Annotated in this window: 20 protein-coding genes; 3 read left to right on the forward strand and 17 right to left on the reverse strand. The window is 59.5% G+C overall.

Translation table 11 applies throughout. From position 1 onward, the window contains the following. Window positions 1–7: 7 nt before the first annotated feature. From QP982_RS06380 to QP982_RS06390, 3 genes are all read right to left on the reverse strand, one after another. Complete coding sequence (locus QP982_RS06380) at window positions 8–769, reverse strand: sulfite exporter TauE/SafE family protein (RefSeq protein WP_049170334.1); 762 nt, start codon at window positions 767–769, stop codon at window positions 8–10. Between the two features lie 85 nt (window positions 770–854). Further along, window positions 855–2,198, reverse strand: coding sequence for an NADP-specific glutamate dehydrogenase (gene gdhA, locus QP982_RS06385; RefSeq protein ID WP_016422934.1), 1,344 nt, complete (start codon window positions 2,196–2,198; stop codon window positions 855–857). A gap of 255 nt (window positions 2,199–2,453) precedes the next feature. Next, a complete protein-coding gene (locus QP982_RS06390) occupies window positions 2,454–2,837 on the reverse strand; it encodes a hypothetical protein (RefSeq protein ID WP_042388759.1) in 384 nt (127 codons plus the stop codon). A 110-nt stretch (window positions 2,838–2,947) separates the two neighbouring features. Here QP982_RS06390 and QP982_RS06395 point away from each other — a divergent pair, with 110 nt between their 5' ends. Together QP982_RS06395 and QP982_RS06400 are read left to right on the forward strand one after the other, a co-directional pair. Further along, window positions 2,948–4,297: a DUF4921 family protein gene (locus QP982_RS06395; protein WP_284870321.1), complete on the forward strand. Its 1,350-nt coding sequence runs from the start codon at window positions 2,948–2,950 to the stop codon at window positions 4,295–4,297. A gap of 43 nt (window positions 4,298–4,340) precedes the next feature. After that, window positions 4,341–5,618, forward strand: coding sequence for an amidohydrolase (locus QP982_RS06400; RefSeq protein WP_284870322.1), 1,278 nt, complete (start codon window positions 4,341–4,343; stop codon window positions 5,616–5,618). 140 nt (window positions 5,619–5,758) lie between these two features. Here the strand turns inward: QP982_RS06400 and pyk are convergent, their stop codons facing one another. From pyk to hisH, 12 genes are all read right to left on the reverse strand, one after another. After that, window positions 5,759–7,174: a pyruvate kinase gene (gene pyk, locus QP982_RS06405; RefSeq protein WP_016422938.1), complete on the reverse strand. Its 1,416-nt coding sequence runs from the start codon at window positions 7,172–7,174 to the stop codon at window positions 5,759–5,761. Between the two features lie 33 nt (window positions 7,175–7,207). Then, window positions 7,208–8,131 (reverse strand): prolipoprotein diacylglyceryl transferase, encoded by a 924-nt coding sequence (gene lgt / locus QP982_RS06410; protein WP_284870323.1) that lies wholly within the window; start codon window positions 8,129–8,131, stop codon window positions 7,208–7,210. Between the two features lie 7 nt (window positions 8,132–8,138). Further along, window positions 8,139–8,918 carry a tryptophan synthase subunit alpha gene (trpA, locus tag QP982_RS06415; RefSeq protein ID WP_016422940.1) on the reverse strand — a complete coding sequence of 260 codons (780 nt, stop codon included), beginning with the start codon at window positions 8,916–8,918 and terminating at the stop codon, window positions 8,139–8,141. Continuing rightward, window positions 8,919–10,208, reverse strand: a complete 1,290-nt coding sequence (trpB, locus tag QP982_RS06420) for a tryptophan synthase subunit beta (protein ID WP_016422941.1) — start codon at window positions 10,206–10,208, stop codon at window positions 8,919–8,921. Between the two features lie 147 nt (window positions 10,209–10,355). After that, the gene (gene trpC / locus QP982_RS06425) at window positions 10,356–11,162 is read right to left on the reverse strand and encodes an indole-3-glycerol phosphate synthase TrpC (protein ID WP_016422942.1); all 807 of its coding nucleotides are present in this window, start codon (window positions 11,160–11,162) and stop codon (window positions 10,356–10,358) included. Between the two features lie 4 nt (window positions 11,163–11,166). Next, on the reverse strand, window positions 11,167–11,817 hold the full coding sequence (locus QP982_RS06430; protein ID WP_016422943.1) for a TIGR02234 family membrane protein: 651 nt from the start codon (window positions 11,815–11,817) through the stop codon (window positions 11,167–11,169). A 7-nt stretch (window positions 11,818–11,824) separates the two neighbouring features. Then, window positions 11,825–13,369 carry an anthranilate synthase component I gene (locus QP982_RS06435; protein WP_070566043.1) on the reverse strand — a complete coding sequence of 515 codons (1,545 nt, stop codon included), beginning with the start codon at window positions 13,367–13,369 and terminating at the stop codon, window positions 11,825–11,827. Between the two features lie 110 nt (window positions 13,370–13,479). Continuing rightward, window positions 13,480–13,878 carry a phosphoribosyl-AMP cyclohydrolase gene (gene hisI, locus QP982_RS06440; RefSeq protein ID WP_070566041.1) on the reverse strand — a complete coding sequence of 133 codons (399 nt, stop codon included), beginning with the start codon at window positions 13,876–13,878 and terminating at the stop codon, window positions 13,480–13,482. After that, entirely contained in the window at window positions 13,875–14,651 is a 777-nt protein-coding gene (gene hisF / locus QP982_RS06445; protein ID WP_070566039.1) for an imidazole glycerol phosphate synthase subunit HisF, read from the reverse strand. Before hisF ends, hisI begins: the two co-directional genes overlap by 4 nt. Window positions 14,652–14,734: 83 nt before the next feature. Beyond that, the gene (locus QP982_RS06450; protein ID WP_284870324.1) at window positions 14,735–15,547 is read right to left on the reverse strand and encodes an inositol monophosphatase family protein; all 813 of its coding nucleotides are present in this window, start codon (window positions 15,545–15,547) and stop codon (window positions 14,735–14,737) included. A gap of 103 nt (window positions 15,548–15,650) precedes the next feature. Beyond that, window positions 15,651–16,385, reverse strand: a complete 735-nt coding sequence (gene priA, locus QP982_RS06455) for a bifunctional 1-(5-phosphoribosyl)-5-((5-phosphoribosylamino)methylideneamino)imidazole-4-carboxamide isomerase/phosphoribosylanthranilate isomerase PriA (protein ID WP_016422946.1) — start codon at window positions 16,383–16,385, stop codon at window positions 15,651–15,653. 147 nt (window positions 16,386–16,532) lie between these two features. Then, window positions 16,533–17,231 carry an imidazole glycerol phosphate synthase subunit HisH gene (gene hisH / locus QP982_RS06460; RefSeq protein ID WP_016422947.1) on the reverse strand — a complete coding sequence of 233 codons (699 nt, stop codon included), beginning with the start codon at window positions 17,229–17,231 and terminating at the stop codon, window positions 16,533–16,535. Between the two features lie 189 nt (window positions 17,232–17,420). On the opposite strand from hisH, the gene QP982_RS06465 reads away from it, so the two are divergent. Further along, window positions 17,421–18,044 carry an arsenate-mycothiol transferase ArsC gene (locus tag QP982_RS06465; protein ID WP_284870325.1) on the forward strand — a complete coding sequence of 208 codons (624 nt, stop codon included), beginning with the start codon at window positions 17,421–17,423 and terminating at the stop codon, window positions 18,042–18,044. A gap of 105 nt (window positions 18,045–18,149) precedes the next feature. Here QP982_RS06465 and QP982_RS06470 read toward each other — a convergent pair whose 3' ends face one another. Together QP982_RS06470 and QP982_RS10700 are read right to left on the reverse strand one after the other, a co-directional pair. Then, the gene (locus QP982_RS06470) at window positions 18,150–19,571 is read right to left on the reverse strand and encodes an MFS transporter (RefSeq protein WP_016422949.1); all 1,422 of its coding nucleotides are present in this window, start codon (window positions 19,569–19,571) and stop codon (window positions 18,150–18,152) included. Continuing rightward, window positions 19,572–19,784 (reverse strand): CG2302 family histidine operon protein, encoded by a 213-nt coding sequence (locus QP982_RS10700; RefSeq protein ID WP_016422950.1) that lies wholly within the window; start codon window positions 19,782–19,784, stop codon window positions 19,572–19,574. Between the last annotated feature and the right edge of the window lie 49 nt (window positions 19,785–19,833).

Raw genomic sequence — 19,833 nt, forward strand, 5'->3', positions numbered from 1 at the left:
AGCAAGCCTAAGCGCCAAAAGTTGCGGAGATTCCGCGAAACATAGTGACTGCCGCGCCGGTAGTCGCCAGAATGACCGCGAGCTTTCGGGCTTGCACAATGGGCACTCGTCGGGAAACGCGAGTGCCCAAAAATATACCCACAATCATGGCAACCAAACACAGCGGCCAGAGGATAACCGGTGTGGTGGCGAAGACAGATACGTCACCGCTGATTTCCTTGAACAGCAAGGACAACGCGCCGGAAACAAAGAAGAGCGGTTGCAGGGTGGCTGCAAATGTCTGCGCTGGCCAACGGGAAGCCTGTGCGTAAACGGTAATGGCTGGGCCCGCAATGCCGGCCAGGGTATTCATAAAACCGCCGGCCACGCCTGAGGCAACGGCGTATTGTGGGCCGTCGACACGCATGCGCTGAGGCATAACGGATGTCACTAGCAGCGCGAGTAGCACGAGCCCGCCGACCAGCACCTGGAGTGGACCGCTGGGCGTGTTGTGAACCACCCAAGCGCCGGGGAGCGCGCCGAGAGCCATCACCGGGCCAATCAGCCAGAACTTCTTCCAATCGACGTTTTCTCGCACCGAGATGGTCTGCATGATCGCATTGACCGATGCGAGCACGTTAATAATCAAAATTCCTGCTACGGGACCTGCAACCAGTGAGAGGACCGGACCTCCCAACAGTCCGAGCCCCATACCGGCTATTCGCTGCATCAGGGCCCCGACAAAAATCGTTGCCACGATAAAGACAAAAGCCCACACTGATAACTCCATGGGAGGGAGTTTACAGCGTGGGCTTTTCGGCTATTCGACGGGCGGGGTCGCCGAGGATCCGTCGTAAAGCGGAAACGTTAGCAGACTAGATGACGCCCTGAGCCAGCATTGCGTTAGCGACCTTCTTGAAGCCTGCGATGTTGGCACCGAGCACGTAGTTACCCTCGTGATCGTACTCAGCGGCGGTGGTTTCGCAGTTCTTGAAGATGTTGGTCATGATGCGCTTCAGGCGCTCATCGGTGTAGGAGAAGGACCAGGAATCGCGGGTAGCGTTCTGCTGCATCTCCAGAGCGGAGGTTGCAACACCGCCAGCGTTGGCAGCCTTGCCCGGCGCAAAGTGGACACCGTTGGCCTTGAAGACCTCGATAGCCTCCGGGGTGGACGGCATGTTTGCGCCCTCAGCAACGAAGCGGCAGCCGTTGTCGACCAGCAGCTTGGCGGACTCGCCATTGAGCTCATTCTGAGTTGCACACGGCAGTGCGACATCAGCCTTGAGCTCCCAGATGTTGCCACCCTCGTGGAACTCAGCGCCCTCAGCCTCAGCGACGTACTCGGAGACGCGAGCACGACGAACTTCCTTGATTTCCTTCAGCAGCTCGACGTCGACACCGTTCGGGGTGGAGACGTAACCGGAAGAGTCAGAGAAACCGACGACGGTAGCGCCGAGCTCCTGAGCCTTCTTAATGGCGTAGATGGCGACGTTACCGGAACCGGAAACGATGACCTTGGCACCGTTGATGTCAGCACCGTTGGCCTTCATCATCTCTTCAGTGAAGTAGACACAGCCGTAACCGGTGGCCTCGGTACGAACCAGGGAACCGCCCCAGGTCAGGCCCTTACCGGTGAGAACGCCGGACTCGTGCTGGTTGGCCATACGGCGGTACTGACCGAACAGGTAGCCAATCTCGCGGCCGCCGACGCCGATGTCACCGGCCGGGACGTCACGGTACTCACCGATGTGGCGGTGCAGCTCAGTCATGAACGACTGGCAGAAGCGCATGATTTCTAGCTCGGACTTGCCCTTCGGATCAAAGTCGGAGCCACCCTTGCCGCCACCGATCGGCAGGCCGGTCAGGGAGTTCTTGAAGATCTGCTCGAAGCCCAGGAACTTAATGATGCCGAGGTTCACGCTCGGGTGGAAGCGCAGACCACCCTTGTACGGGCCCAGCACAGAGTTGAATTGAACACGGAAGCCACGGTTGACCTGGACCTTCCCCTGGTCATCGACCCACGGCACGCGGAAAATGATCTGACGCTCCGGCTCACACAGACGCTGAACCAAGCCGTAGTCACCGTAGTGTGGGTCCTTTTCCAGGACGACCTTCAGCGACTCCAGAACTTCTGCCACTGCCTGGTGGAACTCCGGCTCACCGGCGTTTCGGGTGAGAATCTGGTCATAGAGTCCCGAAACCTTCTGCTCGATATTCAAAATAAACCTCTCTGCGAAACCATTATGGCGCCCACGAAGAACAAACCGTCAGCGGTTGTAAACCACTTCCCGGTTGCCGTAACTCGGTGGCACAGGTTGTGTGCACAAGGACTGGGCAACTGTAGATATTGAAGCGGACATAATTATACAACGGCATATTGCTGGGAAAACTCGTAGCGATTTGCGCTACACCCGTTGGCCAAGCCAATCACTGACTCTGTGGAGGCTTACACTTTTCACGAATTAGGTAGGAAATTACCTAAATACGGCAACATTCCAGGGATACGTCGCAACAGATTCGAGCATTTCGTCGAACTCACGCAGCACTGGGTCCGGGGGCAATTCTGCACGCGGAGTCAGTAGCTCAGAGAGGTCCATAGCGAGTTCATTGAGAGAACCGCCGTGCTGATCGAAGCTCAAGAGATAACGGAATACCTTCCTATCCCCCAACGGCTCCTTCGGGTTCTCACGCTCCCACTGCTCCACCAACTGCGCGTCAGTGTCCGCCGACGCCACCGAAACATCCACGTCACTAATTCGCCCGGCGCGGTCAAACTCACTCAACTTGGTACGAAATGCCTCGGCCAGCGCCTCCGATTCGGTCGGCTTCACCAGGCAGTGAAAAACAATCTTCGACATAACTTCACAGGCTAAGCCACGCGAGACGGCCAGACAATAGCTAACCGTCGTCAAGCCCTGTCCCCCTACATTGGCGCGCCGACCGCCAGCAAAGACGTAGTGTTGGACTTATGCAGGCTTTCAGCAATCCCCTCATCACGCTTGCCGACGGCACGGTGAAGCAAGTCAATCCTTTTTCCGGTACCCAGGTGTGGACAGTCCCAGGTCGTGGCAATCGGCCGTTGGGAATTAAGCACACGGATCCGCAGCCATTGAGCGAGGAGGATTTTGGATCCCGCGACTCCTTTGGCTGGAACAACCTGCTGCAAACCCCGCCGGAGAAGGCCCGCGTTGTCCTCGACGAATCGGTATTCGGCGGCTACAGCACGGTGACCGGAGTACTGCCCGACCAGCTCTTCGACACCACTGCGGAGTTCCGCCGCGTGCCCAACCTGTTCGAGATCGTCTCCTATGACTATTGGTCGGAAAACTACGGCTTCGAGCCCGACCGCGAAACTCAGCAACGCATGGAGGCCTACCTCGATGACCCGAAGGGCCGCGAGCACGTGCTCAACATCATTCGCACGCGCTACCGCGCCGCTGGACGCAGCGAAGAGGAAATCAGCGCGCTTTCCGACGAGGAATTGCTGCGCCGCGCCCCAAGCTATTTCGCCGGCGGCCACGATGTGATTGTTGCCCGTCGTCACTTTGTCGACGGCGCTACCCACGATAACCAGCTGGCTTCTTCTGGCACATTGAGTGTTGCCGAGCACCGTGCACTTATCGCGTTTACCGTCGAGTCGATTGCTGACCTGTATCGACGTAACCACTACGTGCGTTATGTGGCCGCGTTCCAAAACTGGCTGAAGCCGGCAGGCGCCAGCTTCGATCACTTGCACAAGCAGCTTGTGGCCATCGATGAGCACGGCGAGCAGCTCAAGCGCGAAGTGCAGGCGGTGCGCAAGAACCCGAATATCTACAACGAATACGCAGTGGACTATGCGGCCCGCCACAACCTGGTTATCGCGGAAAACGAGCACGCGGTGGCTTTCGCAGGATTCGGACACCGCTACCCGACGCTGGAGATTTTCTCGAAGTCAGATGTCTGCGAACCGTGGCTGCAAACCCGGGCTGAGATCGACGCAATGTCGGACCTGATTCACGCATGTCATGCCGCTGCCGGCCCCACCATTCCGTGTAACGAGGAATGGCACCACCGCCCTGTCGATTTGGATGCCCGCATGCCGTGGCGCGTAATGATTAAGTGGCGCACCTCGAACTTGGCCGGCTTTGAAGGTGGCACCAAGATTTATCTGAACACCATCTCCCCATGGGATCTGCGCGACCGCGTTGTCCCGGAGATGTACCGTTTACGGGAGACCGGAAAAATCTCGGACAGCATTCACATTGCGACCGAGTGCCAGTGCCAGCCAAACTCACTGAAATACAACCCGCTCGTCGAAGACGGGTCGCGACTGTAGGTCTCTGGCACAGAGTAGAGAGAAGTTAGGAGTCTTAAACCAGGTGAGCAACAATGAAGCACGACTGAGCCGCATTCGCGACCTCATCGCCACCCATCGAGTGCCATTGGACCGGCAGTGGGAAATCTACCGCTACCTGCACCAGCACCCGGAGCTATCTCAGGCGGAGGAGAAAACTGCCGCGTATCTGGCCGGTGCTCTTCGCGACATGGGCACTTACACAGTGCATGAGGGAATCGGCGGTCACGGCCTCGTTGGTGTCATGGAAAATGGCCCCGGCCCTACCGTGCTGTTCCGCGCTGATATCGATGCGCTTCCCGTTTTCGAGGAAACAGGTGTGGACTTCGCTTCCTCTGCCACCGGTACCGCCCGCGATGGTTCTGCCACCGCCGTCATGCACGCCTGTGGCCATGACATGCACATGACGGCCGGTCTTGGGCTGGCTAGCCTGATGGCAGCAACTAAGTCTGAGTGGTCGGGTACTTTCATTGCCCTGTTCCAGCCCGCCGAGGAACTGGCCTGCGGTGCACAGGCCATGATTGACGACGGCCTGGCAGACCTCATCCCGACCCCAGATGTGTGCTTCGGCCAGCACATTGTTCCCGGCCCCGCAGGTCAGGTAATGACCATGCCCGGCCCGGCACTTGCTGGCTGTGACACCATTAGCATCACGCTGACAGGTCGCTCCGCACATGGATCTATGCCACACAACGCCATTGACCCGACATACTTGGCTGCCGCAGTCGTTCTGCGCTTGCAAGGAATTGTGGGGCGCGAGATTCCTCCCCACGAGTTTGGTGTTTTGTCCGTCGGCACGCTGCAGTCCGGCAATTCGAATAACACAATCCCTGGCCAAGCCAAGATTGTGCTGAACATTCGCTACTACTCCAACGATGTGCGCGCGAAGCTCATTGCGGGCATTGAGCGCGTTGTTCGTGGCGGGTGCCTGGCTTCCGGCACTGAGGTTGAACCTGTGATTGAGTACTCCGATCACGGCGAAGTCACTGACAATGATCCGGAGGCGTTTGCCACGATTCGCCCGGTCATGGACGCTGTGCTCGGCGACGATTCCACCGATGCTGTGCCGTGGACCGCATCGGAGGACTTCTCAGACCTGCCGCGTGGACTGAACTGCCCATATGTCTACTGGACCGTTGGCGCCACACCTCGGGATACGTGGGAAGCCGCCGTTGCTGCCGACCGCGTGGTCGAAGACGTACCGTCGAATCACATGCCGACATTCCTGCCGGACTTCGAGCCGACGGCTACCTCCGCGACTTCTGCCGCCGCTGCCGCCGTACTGTCCTACTTGGCAAAGTAAGAGCTGCGTGCCGGCCGCTTGCCACCGCGCACAGCGCAAAGATCCCACCAAACAGCCCGACAGCCCAGGTCGAAAGGCTCCAAGCAAAAAGCCGGTAAGCCCCAAAAGGGCTTACCGGCTTTTCCCAACGCGCCAGAGAGCTAGCGAGCGTCCTCGCCAATAACGTGGACGTGAATCATGTTGGTATTGCCCTCATTTCCTGGAGGGGTACCAGCAACAACGACCAGCGTGTCGCCAGCGTTGTAGTTTTCCATGGTCAAGAGCTGCTCATCGATGACCTGCATAATCTCATCCGTGCTGTTAACCTCGCGCACCAAGAAGGTCTCCGCACCCCACGTCAGCGCAAGCTGCGAACGAACCTGCTGATTCGGAGTGAATACCAGCAGCGGCAGGCGAGAGTGCAAGCGTGCCACACGGCGAGCGGTATCACCCGAGGTGGTGAAAGCAACCATAGCGCGGGCATTCAAGCGCTCACCGATATCGCGAGCTGCGTAGGAAATCACACCACGCTTCGTGCGAGGCATGTGGGTCAGCGCAGGAACTTCCCCCTCGCGCTCAGCGGCGGTGACGATGCGAGCCATGGTCTTAACCGTGGACTGCGGGTACTTACCAACCGAGGTCTCACCCGAGAGCATCACGGCATCTGCGCCATCGAGCACAGCGTTGGCCACGTCGGAGGCCTCCGCACGAGTCGGGCGCGAGTTCGAAATCATGGAGTCGAGCATCTGGGTGGCGACGATGACCGGCTTGGCGTTCTCGCGGGCAATCTGAATAGCGCGCTTCTGAACCAGCGGAACATCTTCCAACGGCACCTCAACACCAAGGTCACCACGGGCGACCATCACGGCATCGAAAGCCAGGATGATGGCCTCGAGAGACTCGACTGCCTCTGGCTTCTCCAGCTTGGCGATAATCGGGACACGACGGCCAACCTCATCCATGACCGCATGGACCAGTTCGACGTCGGAAGGCGAACGGACGAAGGACAGCGCGATGAAGTCGACTCCCAGCTTCAGAGCGAAGCGCAGGTCGGCGATATCCTTCTCCGACAGAGCCGGCACCGAGATGTTCATCCCCGGCAGGGAAACACCCTTGTTGTTCGAGACCGGACCGCCCTCGATGACACGGCACACCACATCGTTGCCATCTACCTCGATGCACTCCAGGCCCACCTTGCCATCGTCGACAAGCAGGCGATCGCCCGGACGGGCATCGTCAGCGAGATTCTTGTACGTGGTGGAGACGCGGTCGTGCGTGCCTTCGACATCGTCGACGGTGATGCGGACAATCTCGCCGTCAGCCCAATACGTCGAGCCTTCCTTAAAACGACCGAGGCGAATCTTTGGTCCCTGCAAGTCGGCGAGAATACCGACGGCATGTCCCGTAGCGTCGGATGCTTCACGCACCCAGTGGTAGTTCTGAGCGTGGTCCTCATGCTCACCGTGAGAGAAATTCAGGCGGGCAACATCCATGCCGGCGTTGACCAGCCCGGTAATCCCCTCCAGCGAAGCAACTGCTGGACCGAGGGTACATACAATCTTCGTTCGTCTAAGCACGGCCTCCAGCCTAGTCCCTTAACGGGCTATGCGTCAGTTGGAAGCACTGTGAGCTTCAGCAGCCTCGCGCTCTCCCCTGACTTCAGCTGCGGTTTCGCGGCTCTTGGCCCGCAGAATCCACAAAGCAATGACAGCGCAGAAAAAGACCACGAGCGACGTGATGTTATTAATACGCACACCGAATATCAGCGTTGCGTCATCGACGCGCATGAGTTCAATGAAGAAACGCCCCAAAGTGTAGGCCGCGACATAGAGCGCAAAGACGCGCCCGCCGCCCATCTTGAACTTTCGGTCCGCCCACACAATGACCAGACAGGCGAGGACGTTCCACACCATCTCGTAGAGAAACGTTGGATGCACCACGGCCAGCACTTCGCCTGTCGACGTTCCGGTGACAGGGGTAACCCGACCAAACTCATCAACTCGTTGGTAAATTTCCAGACCCCACGGAAGTGACGTTGGGCCACCGTAGAGTTCCTGGTTGAACCAATTGCCCAGACGCCCAATGGCCTGTCCAAGGATGATTGCGGGTGCGACCGCGTCAAGAACTGGCGCAAACGGCACCTTCCGCCACTTAGCAACCGCCCACGCGGCTAGCACTCCCAGCGCCACCGCGCCCCAGATGCCGAGACCACCATTGGTGATTTTCAGTGCATCGGCGGGATTGGCGCCGGGGCCGAAGTACTTCTCCCAGTCGGTGGCGACGTGGTAGAGACGGCCGCCGATAATGCCCGCAGGAATAACCGCAATGGCAATGTCGAGGACTAACTCCGGGTCTCCACCCCTGGCCGCGTAGCGGCGCTGCATCCAGTAAATGCCGACGAGTACGCCAACCAAGATGGAAATCGCGTAACCGCGCAGTGGTAGCGGTCCTAACTGCCACACCCCCTGCGGCGGAGAGGGAATGTTGGCCAGATACGTCGTTGCAGTTTCAGCGAGAACAAGGGTGGAACTCATAAATGCGCTAGCTCTCTCCTCGTACGCCCGCGGCGAGTTCGCGGGCGAGCGTTACCAGGTCATCGGTGCTCTTCATCGCGGCCTTGATCAGTGCCGAGCCAACGATTACGCCATCTGCAAACTCGGCAATCTCCGCGGCCTGTGCCCCATTGGAGACACCCAAACCGACGCACACCGGTGTATCGGTGACCTCGCGCGTGCGGGCAACCAACTTGCCGGCGGCCGAGTCGACGCTAGCCTGGGCACCTGTGACACCCATGTGGCTGGTGGCGTAGACGAAGCCGGTCGACGCGGTGGCAGTTAGCTGCAGACGCTCGTTGGTCGATGACGGGGCCACCAACATGATGTTGGACAGACCATTGGCCTCAGCTGCACGCTGCCATTGGCCGGCCTCCTCGGGGATGAGATCCGGGATAATGGTGCCCCGACCACCAGCGGCGGCCAAGTCCTCGGCGAAACGCTCCGGACCATACTGGAGAATCGGATTCCAGTAGCTCATGACCACACAGGTACCGCCGTGCTCGGTGACTTCGCGAACCACCCGCATAATCTCACGGGTACGGAAGCCCGCATCCAGAGCCACGTTGGCGGCATCCTGAATAGTTGGGCCATCCATCATCGGGTCGGAGAAAGGCAGACCAACCTCGATGATGTCGGCGCCAGCGTCGACAATCGCCTTGATGTTCTCAATCGACTTATCGGTGGTCGGGAAACCCGCTGGGTAGTAGCCGATAAATGCTGCGCGGTTTTCCTCACGGACCTTGTCAAAGACGTCACTCAGACTCATTTAGGACTCCTCCATCAGATCAAACCACTTAGCAGCGGTGTCGACATCCTTGTCACCGCGACCGGAAACATTGACGATAATCAGCGGCTTACGGCCCAGCTCTTCATTCAGATCATCGCTGATGAGTCGGGCGGCAGCTACCGCGTGTGCGGACTCGATAGCGGGCAGGATGCCCTCCATCCGAGTCAGATCCTGGAATGCCTGCATCGCCTGGGTATCGGTCACCGGCAGGTAGGACGCGCGATCAATATCAGCCAGGTAAGAGTGCTCCGGGCCCACGCCCGGGTAATCCAGACCCGCGGAAATCGAGTGCGACTCTGTAATCTGACCGTCCTCGTTCTGCATCAGGGCTGCGAAGGAGCCCTGGAACACACCCGGATTACCGGCGGCCGAAATCGGTGCTGCATGGCGACCGGTCTCAACACCGTCACCGCCAGCTTCAGCGCCAATCAGTCGAACCGATTCATCATCGATGAAGTGGTGGAACGCGCCGATCGCATTAGAACCGCCGCCGACACAGGCCACGACAGCGTCGGGAAGCGAGCCGGTCTCCGCGAGAATCTGCTGGCGTGCCTCGGCGCTGATGATGCGCTGGAAGTCGCGCACCATTGTTGGGAACGGGTGCGGGCCGGCTGCAGTGCCGAAGCAGTAGTAGGTGTCATCGGCGTGTGAAACCCAAAAACGCATGGCCTCATTGATCGCGTCCTTGAGAGTCTTCGAACCAATCTCGACCTCGATAACCTCGGCACCAAGCAGGCGCATGCGGGCGATATTGAGGCGCTGGCGGATTGCGTCGACCTTGCCCATGTAGATACGGCAGTTAAGGCCGAGCAGCGCACAGGCAGTCGCGGTTGCGACACCGTGCTGGCCGGCACCGGTCTCGGCAATGATGTTCTTCTTGCCCATGCGCTTAGCAAGCAGAACCTGCCCCAAGACGTTATTAATCTTGTGGCTACCGGTGTGATTCAAATCCTCGCGCTTGAGCCAGACGTCAGCGCCGATATCAGCGGAGAACTTCTCCGCGTAGTACAGCGGCGAGGGACGTCCGACATAAGTACGCTGAAGCCGGTCGAGCTCATCGAGAAAATCCTGATCAACGCGGGCCTTCGCGTAGCCATCGGTGACCTCACCGATAACGGCCATCAGCGCCTCCGGCACAAACTGGCCGCCCCACTTACCCCAGTGCCCAATGGCATCTGATTCGTGGTTCGTTGTCTCCGCGATAACCTCACCCATCGTGGGCAGGCGGTCACCGCGGGCATCATGATTCTTGAAATCTTGGTCACTCACAGTTATCTATTGTGGACTATCCCCACCGGTTGCGGGGACATAAGGCCTAAGAAACTGTGGTGTGCCAGCACAACAGGTGTGACACGCAACTAAACTAGGCGCAGTTCGCAGCGCGGTACAGCTGCTTATCGCAACTGCGGTCTATCACTACTCGCTGCGGAGTGTCGGGTGGACACCGGCGGCAACGAGACGTCGGCAAGCCTCACCCGGCTTGCCCGCGGTAACCAGGCCCTCGCCCACCAGTACCGCGTCGGCGCCGTGGGAGGCGTAGTAGCGCAGTTCCTCCGGCCCCTTGACACCGGACTCTGCCACCTTCACAACATGATCCGGCAACATCGGCGCAAGGCGTTCGTACACGGAGAGATCCACGTCGAGGGTCTTTAGATTGCGGGCGTTGATGCCGAGGATCTTGGCACCAGCGGCCTCGGCGCGCTCGACCTCTTCTTCGGTGTGCGCCTCAACCAGAGCGTTCATGCCAAGCGACTCGGTGCGATCCAGCAGGGATTCCAGCGTCGGCTGATCCAAAGCGGAGCACATCAGCAGCACCAGGTCGGCACCGTGTGCGCGGGCCTCATGGACCTGGTACGGAGTGACGATGAAATCCTTGCGCAGCACTGGAATGTTGACCGCGCGGCGCACGGCATCGAGGTCGGCGAGCGAACCGCGGAAGCGGCGCTCCTCAGTCAGACAGGAAATGACAGCCGCGCCACCCTGCTCGTACTCTGCCGCCAAGACCTCCGGCGAAGGGATGTCAGCCAGCTCTCCCTTCGACGGAGAGGCACGCTTGACCTCTGCAATCACCTGCACCCCGGGCTTAGCCAGTGCCGCCACGGCATCAATCGGCGACGGCGCCTTCAGCGAGAGCTCCTTGATTTCACCGTAGGAAATCTTGGCTTCCCGAGCAGCGAGATCTTCCCGCACGCCCTCAATAATCTTGTCCAGAACGTTAGCCACGGCCTTACTCCTTATCCAGATCCGTAGGATCTACACCGGCATCCAAAGCATCCCACAGAACTCGACCCGACTGTGGGTCTTCCTCCAGGTCCTCGGCGATACGCTGACGGCGTACCTCCGGGGTCTCATACGCGCTGGACTTCTGCTTCTTCACAGTACCCGGTCGACGCACCAACAATACCGCCCCGACCAGCGCCAATGCGCAGCACAGCAAGGCCAGGGCTGGCCCCATCGCATGCACTTCAATCGCTGAGATCTGCGCCCAGTCTGCCACAGTCACCGCATCACTGGCGCGTTGTGAGGCGCTTCCCGACGTCAACAAATCCAGTGCCCGCTGGGAGTCCACACCGTCTTCTCCGCTGGCAAGCAGAGTCATCGGAGTCCACGACGCCGCAATTGCGAGCAGCGCCGCGAGGCCACCGACAATACGGCGCCCCAGTGAGCCCAAAATGGTGGTGGCAAACAGTGCAGCCACCATTGCCAGCGCAATCGACGTCAACTCTGGAGCCCAAACTGCGCCCACCAAATCTGTGGTCGCTGGACCGGACTTGTCATCAACAGTATCGACCGTCAGCCACGCGCTTCGGCTGCACAACCACATTCCCGCTGCGGCCACGCCAATGAGGCCACCGGAGAGCATCGTTGTCGACTTCATCGAAAACCTAGCTCCTTTCCGCTGGGACTAGTGTCTCAGCTGCCGCGACAGCTCGCAGCACGGCCGCGGCCTTGTTGCGGGTCTCCTCATCCTCTGCCACCGGGTCAGAGTCACTGACAATTCCGCCGCCAGCCTGAACATAGACCGTATCGCCCTTCTTCACACCTGTGCGGATGGCAATTGCCTGATCGGTATTGCCCCGGAAGTCAAAGTATCCAACAGTGCCGCCGTAAACACCCCGACGCGTGTCTTCGAACTTGTCGATAATGCTCAGCGCGGAAGGCTTCGGCGCACCCGACAGCGTTCCCGCTGGGAAGGTGGCCGCGAACGCGTCGACGGCAGTGGCGTCGCTGGAAAGCTCGCCGGTGACCGTAGAGACCAGATGCATAACGTGACTGTAGCGCTCAATATGACGGAAGTCGTGCACAACAACACTGCCTGGGCGGCAGACACGTCCGAGGTCATTGCGGCCAAGATCAACGAGCATCAGATGCTCACTATTTTCCTTCTCGTCTGCCAGCAAATCAGCTTCCAGCGCATTGTCCTGCTCCACCGTGGCACCGCGCGGACGTGTGCCCGCGATGGGATTGGTGATGACCTCACTGCCCTGAACTGCCACGAGTGATTCCGGGGAGGAACCGACAATTTGAAAAGCGGTAGCGGAGAAGTCCTTGGTTGGAACGTTGACCAGGAACATGTAGGGCGACGGATTGGAAACCCGCAGGATGCGGTAGATATCAAATGCTGACGCCTGCGTGTCCATCTCGAACCGCTGCGAGAGCACAATCTGGAACGCATCACCAGCTCGGATGTGGTCCTTGCAACGCTCAATACGATCCATGTGGTCGTCGGCGGCGCGCTGGCGACGAATCACCGGCTCTGGGAAGCTAATTTCCGCCGGACGCAGATCAGAGGACCCCGACAGCCGCTCCACCATCGCATTGACCCGATCACAGGCGGTGTCATACGCCTGGTCAATCCGCTCATCCGAGCCGTCCCAGTTCACTGCATTAGAAATCAGCCACAGCACGCCCTCGTGGTGGTCAAAAGCAGCCAGGTCCTCCACCAGCAACTGCATGAGCTCAGGAATCTGCAAATCATTGTCAGTGGTATCCGGCAGCTGTGGCTCGATGTAGCGGACAATGTCATGCCCGAAGTAGCCAACGAGACCAGAGGTGAGCTTGGGTACCGAGGCATCGTCGGCAAGCGGAAGCTCCGTGTGCAGCAGCTCCAGCGTGCGACGCAGAGCATCCAACGGATTTCCGCCCTCTGGCGCACCCGACGGCGCATTGCCAATCCAGGTTGCCTCCCCCGCATCATCCACCGTCAGCGCAGCACGACTGCCGCAACCGATAAATGACCAGCGCGACCACGACTGCCCCACATCGGAGGACTCCAGCAAGAAAGTGCCGGGACGATCGGCCGCGAGCTTGCGGTAGGCCGACAGCGCCGTTTCGCCGTCCGCCAAAACCTTGCGAACCACGGGCACGACCCGATGGTGTGCAGCCAGTTCACGAAAGCGCTCACGCGTGGTCATGGTGATACGAGTCATAGCCGCTATTGTGCCACGCACCCGGATTGCACATCACTTAACCCCGGACTTCACCGGAGGTGGGCGCGCTTGACGACGAAATCCCCACCTCGGCAGCCGGGGTTGACTGCCTAGTCCTCGAACACGGGATGCACGTCAAAGCAGCTGTGCGAGCCAGTGTGGCATGCCGCGCCGTCCTGCACTACCTGCATCAGCACGGTATCGCCATCACAGTCCAACGCCAGCGATGTCACGGTCTGGAAATGGCCGCTGGTAAGCCCCTTAATCCAGTACTCGGACCGGGAGCGCGACCAGTAGGTGCCGCGCTTGGTAGCGATGGTATATGCCAGTGCGTGGGAATCCATCCACGCCATCATGAGCACGCGGCCAGTGGATTCCTCCTGCACAATAGCGGGAATCAAGCCGTCAGCGTTGAACTTGGCGATGTTCGCGATATCTGCTGGGAGCGTGTACTCACGCGGATCGTCGCCGGCGCCGTAAGCTGCAGCGCCCGGGGCTAGACCAGTCACTGGCGCACCTCGATTCCCTCGCGGGCCATCTCTTCCTTAACCTCAGCAATGCTGACCTCGCCGAAGTGGAAAATGGATGCGGCCAACACCGCGTTGGCACCGGCGCGCACTGCTGGCGGGAAGTGCTCTGCCTTGCCCGCACCGCCAGAGGCAATCACCGGGACGTCGACGGCAGCGCGGACTTTCTCCAGCAGCTCCAGGTCGAAGCCGTCCTTGGTGCCGTCGCCGTCCATGGAGTTCAGAAGAATCTCGCCGACACCGAGTTCCTCGCCGCGGCGCGCCCACTCGACGGCGTCGATTCCGGCCGAGCGGGAACCACCATGCGTAGTGACCTCGAAGCCCGACGGCTGGGGCGTGCCTCCCTCGGGAACACGGCGGGCATCCACCGACAGGACGACGCACTGCGCGCCGAAACGACGCGACAGCTCGCTGAGCAGTTCCGGGCGTGCAATCGCAGCGGTATTGACACTGACCTTGTCGGCTCCGGCGCGGAGCAGCTGATCGACATCCTCGACGCTGCGCACGCCACCGCCAACCGTCAGCGGAATGAAGACCTCACTCGCGGTGCGGCGCACCACCTCGAGCATGGTGCCACGGCCATCCTTGGAAGCCGTGACATCCAGGAAGGTCAGCTCATCAGCACCCTCCTCGCCATAGCGGCGGGCCAGCTCCACCGGATCGCCGGCATCACGGAGATTCTCAAAGTTAACCCCCTTGACGACCCGCCCATTGTTGACATCCAGGCAAGGAATCACGCGTACTGCCAGAGACATGGTTTTTAAGTTCTCCTCGTGTTAGCTCAAAATTGTGGCTCGACGGTTTGCGCAACCACCCAGCTCGGGGCATTGCCCACGTTTTAGCTCCGGAAGGTCTCCGGACGACCCAGTTGGTCAATAATCGACCGCAGCGTGGCATGAACATCTCGAGTTCCCGCCAGCACGCCTACCGAATCATGTCGCCAGGGATTGCCCGCCAAGTCCGTGACCACGCCACCGGCTTCGGAAATCTGCAGTACACCAGCTGCGTTATCCCACACATGCGGCGAGAAAGTCACGGTGCCGCCGAATGCCCCCATCGCAGTGGAGCCCAAGTCCACTCCGACAGAGCCGGTAATTCGGATCGTCGGATAGCGCTCGCCCACCTTTGACAGCAGCAGTTGGCGCCACTTGCGCGGGAGTGTGCCGTCAGTACTCGCGATGACGGACCCGAAGGCAATCGAAACCGGACGGCCAGCCTCGGCATCGATGTTGACGCGACGGCCGTTGACAAACGTGCCGCTGCCCTTAGCTGCGGTGATACGACGGCGCAGCAGAGGCATGGAGGTGATGCCGACCACCGGCTCCCCCTCATGCATGAGTGTGAGCAGCATGGCACACAGCGGAAAACCGTTGGAATAGTTCGTGGTGCCGTCAATCGGATCGATGACCCAGGCGGTATGTTCCTCGGGGACTTTGCCACCGAATTCCTCGCCGTAGACGGGCAGCCCAGAATACTGCGTGAGGAGCTTGCGCAGACGACGCTCAATTTCCAGGTCAGTCTCCGTCGCGAAATCTCCGCGCGGCTTCATGACAATCGGGTCCGCGCCCACCTGCTGCGTGAACAGGCCTTCAACCTCATCGAGCGCCGCTTCAGCAATAGCGAGCATCGCCCGCGGTTCCAGGGCATCCATACTTTTCTAAGTCCTTCATCCGCCGTCTCAGCCGGGGTGCCGTTTGCTCGTTAACGCTTTCGCTTGACGACGTCTCCCCGGTCCGGCCACGAAAGTGTTCTTTTTAGCCGCGAGCTACTGCCAGGGCCTCTTCCAGGGTGAAACGCCCTGCGTAGAGCGCCTTACCCACAATTGCGGAGTCAACGCCCTCATCGACCAGTGTGGCAATAGCTGCAATGTCGTCCAGGCTGCTGACACCGCCGGAAGCGACGATTGGAGCATCGGTAGCAGCAGCGACCTCGCGCAGCAGTTCCACATTCGGCCCCTGCAGGGTGCCGTCCTTGGAGACGTCAGTCACCACGAAACGGGATGCACCCTGAGCATCCAGGCGCTCCAGCACCTCCCAGAGGTCACCGCCGTCGGAGACCCAGCCGCGGCCGCGCAAGCGCCACTGCCCCTCTTCGTTAAGAACATCCAGACCAATGGCTACACGGTCGCCGTAGTTGGCGATAACCTCGCGGCACCACTCCGGATTCTCCAGTGCGGCGGTGCCAATATTGACACGGGCGCAGCCGGTGGCCAGCGCAGCTTCGAGCGAAGCGTTGTCACGGATACCGCCGGAGAGCTCTACCTTCACGTCGAGCTTGCCCACAACGTCGGCAAGCAGGTCGTAGTTCGAACCGCGACCAAACGCGGCGTCGAGGTCGACCAGGTGGATCCACTCAGCGCCTGCGTTCTGCCAATTCATGGCAGCTTCCAGCGGTGCACCGTAGGAAGTCTCGGTTCCAGCAGCACCCTGAACAAGGCGCACAGCCTGGCCATCGGCTACGTCTACAGCGGGCAGCAGGGTCAAACTCATGGGGGCTCTACTCTCTTCGACTTTGGGCGTTGTGGCCATAGTCACCACGACGCTTGTTGCTAGTTATCTCAGTATAGGTGGTCTAGGTGGCGAAATTCCGCCACCTACCAGGTAGTGCGGTTAGGGCAGATACTACCGATTGGGCAACTACAGCGTGTCCACCCAGTTCTGCAGCAGCTTCAACCCTGCTTCACCAGACTTCTCAGGGTGGAACTGCGTGGCCCACAGCGGACCGTTTTCCACGGCTGCGATAAACCGATCGGATTCGTGGGCAGACCACGTCACCAGCGGCGGAGCGATGCGAGAATCCGTATTAAGGTCCCACTTGCGCACACCGTAGGAGTGGACGAAGTAAAAACGCTGATCTTCCAGTCCCTTAAACATCTTTGAGCCTTCCGGTACTTCAACCGTGTTCCAGCCCATGTGCGGCAGAATCGACGCCTCGAGACGCTCGACAGTACCGGGCCATTCACCACAACCCGGGGTGCCGGTGACAGCTGCGGATGCGTCGGTCTCCGCTGCGTGGATGCCGTCGGCGTACTCGACGCCGCGGTCAAAGAGCACCTGCATACCGACGCAGATTCCCATCACTGGTCGACCACCTGCGAGTCGAGAGCCGATCAGGCGCGGCCCTTGTACTCGATGCAAACCCTCCATGCATGCGGCATAGGCGCCGACGCCGGGAACGAGCAGACCATCGGCCTCCATCACGGTCTTCGGATCGGCGGTCACAATAACCTCGGCACCCGTGGTGGCCACAGCGCGCTCAGCTGAACGCAAATTACCGGAGCCGTAATCAAGGATGGCAACGGTCGGGGTCTTCGTCGAAGGTGAGACTTGTTCCATAGTTGGACATTTTAAGGCGCTGGGAATCGATGTTTGCCACTTACCCCAAGAAAACTGCCTGGATAGGCAGAAGCACTGGTATACAACTACCGAATACTTTGGTAAACTCAAGGTTAACAACAGGTTAACTAAGTTATTGATTTATCCCTAATACCCCTGATTACTTTTTCACAGAGAGGCTCCGACGCCATGACTACCGCATCCGTTCTTAGTAAATCATTTGCCATTGTCCGCGAGGACCTTCACCGGCTCTACGGTGCAGCCTGCGATGCTGCGACCATCGATTCCATCCTCGACGATGTCATTGCAGAGCTGTCCAACTCTGCGAAGGTGACTAACTTCCTCCCCGTCCTCGCCGAACACGAGGCCACCGAACGCATCAAGGCCGCGAGCGGATGCAAGGACTTCGCCCCGCGCCAAGAGATTCTCTTTGCCGATAGTCGCGGTTCCGGCCGTAGCCAGATTGCCACTGCCCTGGCCTACCACCTGGTTGGTGACGAAGTCTTTATCCGCACTATCGGCCTCAATCCAGAGGATGGCCTGAACCCTCGCGTCGTCGCGGCTCTTCACGACCGTGGCGTGGACACCTCACGCCTCACCCAAAAGGCGATTACTCCCCGCGTTTCCCACCGCGCCGATGTTGTCGTGCTCATGGGCATCGACGAGACACCAGCAGTCCCCGGCGACCGCTACGTGGAATGGGATGTCGCAGATCCGGACAGTCTCACAGACGATGAGCTGCAGTCGCTTATCGACGATATCGAAACCCGCCTGCGGGCTCTCTTCACCGAGATGGACGTCGCCGTCGCATAAACAAGCACGGCTGACCCCACACCGGGGGTTGCATCTAATAACCAAAAGAGTGGCTGCGCAAGAACTTGCGCAGCCACTCTTTTTCAAACGTCTCTTTGTATGTAGTTACTTCTTCTTGCGGTCCCGAACCGTCAAACGCGTCACTGCATTCTTTGCCGGGCGGGCAACACGCACAGCGGCCTCCGGCGTACGACGCTTCACGGCATCCCCCAGACGACGCAGCGTAGCGCGGGTGTTCTGGTACTCCGCCACGCGGTGCTTTCCGATGATTCGGTCGAGCACCGCACCAATGAGGCCAACTGCCAGCAGAGCTGCCGCAAAGGCAAAGACAGCCGGGTACGGACGGAGTGCAGCCGCGGCTACGGCTCCCAGAACGAACGAGCCGATACCAGTGCCCGAGTCAAAGGACATGTTCCAGAAGGCACTGGCCTCAGCAGTACGGTCACGCGGCAGGCGGGCAAACATCAGCAGCAGAGCCTCATTTTGCACTATGCCGAAGCCCGCGCCGTAGAAAACGGCCGCAACCAGCAGCAGCCAGGCCGACAAATCAAAGAGAACCACGCCGGACATCATCAGCAGACCAATAAAACCACTGATCAATGCCGGAATCAGCAGAATTCCAGCCTCCGACTTCCGGTCGGCGTAGATTCCTGCGAAATAACGGAACACCATCTGCGCGCCACCGAGAACAGACAGCGACAGGCCAGCCACAACCGCACCGGAGACCAGATCGATTTCGCGAGCTGCCGGGGCAAGGAATGCGGAAATACCACCAAAGCCCATCGCAATCGTGCAAATTGCGAGCGCGGGAATGGCCACCAGCTTCCATGTGGCAACGTGCTCAACGGGGCTCGGCTGAGTTGCTGCAGATCCGGGCACAGGATCGCCGACGTCTTCCTTGCCGCCCTTGCCCTCCTTCGGCGCTGGCTTAATCTTCGGGATAAAGAGTGCCATCAACGAACCGACAAGCGAGATGACGGCGCCCAAGACATAAACAGGGGTGTAAGAACCCGTCTTGTCCGCAATGATTAGTCCTAGTGGCAAGAAAATGAGCTCAGATAAACCAACTGCCACACCGAGAACGCCAGAGGCCTTACCCAGAAATTTCATTGGCACTAGCTCGGCAATCAATGCGGACTCGGCGACAGTCAACGCACCGAAGCCCATACCGCGGAGAACCGCAATGATGAGCACCAAAGCAGCATCGGTGCCAAAGATGTGCAGAATCGTCGGCAAGCCCAGAAACAGACCTGAAATCAGCATGGTCATGCCGTAGCCAAGACGGCGACACATACGTGGAGTCTGCGTCTGTGTGAGAACGGTAGCGGCCATAAAAACACCGGTGTAGGCACCGGCGAGCGAGGTTCCACCGCCATCGTCAAGAATTGCCTGCGGAATGACAGGCATGAGGAGTGACCAGCCACCGAAGGCGGCCATCACGGCGACTAGCGTAGGTACTAGTCCGGGCGCTTTCCACATGCTGTCCAGTTCGTCCAACTGCCTGCGGTCCATCACCCGGGACGCCATTTACTCCATCACTCCTATCAACCACAAAATTGCGCCGGCGAGCGCGATCACAGATAAGAGACCAAGGACAATTGTTCCGACCCTCGATCCGGATTTATAGAGTGACCATGTTCCGCCCACCAGCAGACCAGCGACAATGAACAAAAAATAAGTGCTCAGCGTCGATGCGGTAGACACCTGCGCTAAAAGCACGTCTACAGACGTTGTTACCATCGATTCCCCTAAAATGCCAGCTAAGGCGGATTTTCCGGTTTCCTACAGT

Origin of the sequence: Corynebacterium sp. MSK019 (assembly GCF_030232425.1) — a bacterium.
In the GTDB taxonomy this organism is placed as follows: domain Bacteria; phylum Actinomycetota; class Actinomycetes; order Mycobacteriales; family Mycobacteriaceae; genus Corynebacterium; species Corynebacterium jeikeium_D.

Coding starts and splice junctions, on each gene's coding strand:
- QP982_RS06380 (WP_049170334.1), bottom strand. CDS start 769: ATGGAGTTATCAGTGTGGGCTTTTGTCTTTATCGTGGCAACGATTTTT.
- QP982_RS06390 (WP_042388759.1), bottom strand. CDS start 2,837: ATGTCGAAGATTGTTTTTCACTGCCTGGTGAAGCCGACCGAATCGGAG.
- QP982_RS06395 (WP_284870321.1), top strand. CDS start 2,948: ATGCAGGCTTTCAGCAATCCCCTCATCACGCTTGCCGACGGCACGGTG.
- lgt (WP_284870323.1), bottom strand. CDS start 8,131: ATGAGTTCCACCCTTGTTCTCGCTGAAACTGCAACGACGTATCTGGCC.
- trpA (WP_016422940.1), bottom strand. CDS start 8,918: ATGAGTCTGAGTGACGTCTTTGACAAGGTCCGTGAGGAAAACCGCGCA.
- QP982_RS06430 (WP_016422943.1), bottom strand. CDS start 11,817: ATGAAGTCGACAACGATGCTCTCCGGTGGCCTCATTGGCGTGGCCGCA.
- QP982_RS06435 (WP_070566043.1), bottom strand. CDS start 13,369: ATGACTCGTATCACCATGACCACGCGTGAGCGCTTTCGTGAACTGGCT.
- hisF (WP_070566039.1), bottom strand. CDS start 14,651: ATGTCTCTGGCAGTACGCGTGATTCCTTGCCTGGATGTCAACAATGGG.
- QP982_RS06450 (WP_284870324.1), bottom strand. CDS start 15,547: ATGGATGCCCTGGAACCGCGGGCGATGCTCGCTATTGCTGAAGCGGCG.
- priA (WP_016422946.1), bottom strand. CDS start 16,385: ATGAGTTTGACCCTGCTGCCCGCTGTAGACGTAGCCGATGGCCAGGCT.
- hisH (WP_016422947.1), bottom strand. CDS start 17,231: ATGGAACAAGTCTCACCTTCGACGAAGACCCCGACCGTTGCCATCCTT.
- QP982_RS06465 (WP_284870325.1), top strand. CDS start 17,421: ATGACTACCGCATCCGTTCTTAGTAAATCATTTGCCATTGTCCGCGAG.
- QP982_RS06470 (WP_016422949.1), bottom strand. CDS start 19,571: ATGGCGTCCCGGGTGATGGACCGCAGGCAGTTGGACGAACTGGACAGC.
- QP982_RS10700 (WP_016422950.1), bottom strand. CDS start 19,784: ATGGTAACAACGTCTGTAGACGTGCTTTTAGCGCAGGTGTCTACCGCA.